A 437-nucleotide genomic window follows, 5' to 3' on the forward strand; every position below is an offset into this window, starting at 1 on the left:
TATTGTGCTAGAGAAGATGGTTCACTTTATTCAGACGGTTGGTTTAAAATCGACGGTAAAGATTATCACTTTGACCAATGGGGACATAAAATGTAATAACATAATGATAGCTTGAAAAGTTAGCCTATACATATAAAAATGGGTCATGACATGGACTGAGTTTATTTTCCATGTTATGATCCGTTTTAGTTTTTTCGGGTATACTCCCTATGATTGCTTGTCAATTCGATTCTTTGAGACTTTAATTTAGAGATGAGTTTTGAGACATATTCAAAGCTATTTTCAGCATATTTTAGGGTGAATTTCATTTATCTCAAATACCCTCGTTTTTGAGGTTAGATAAGTCGCTTAGAATAGGGGTAGCACCACACATCCATCAACTTAAGGATTTAGACTATTCTTGAAGGTGAAAGCACGTTACTATTCTCTTATGTTAA

Annotated in this window: 1 protein-coding gene; it reads left to right on the top strand. The window is 33.6% G+C overall.

Translation table 11 applies throughout. From position 1 onward, the window contains the following. Positions 1 to 96, top strand: a 96-nt coding sequence (locus JDS80_RS32235) for a hypothetical protein (RefSeq protein WP_346011439.1), incomplete at its 5' end; no start/stop codon positions are given. Positions 97 to 437 lie beyond the last annotated feature (341 nt).

Origin of the sequence: Bacillus cereus group sp. N8 (assembly GCF_016483685.1) — a bacterium.
GTDB lineage: Bacteria > Bacillota > Bacilli > Bacillales > Bacillaceae_G > Bacillus_A > Bacillus_A proteolyticus.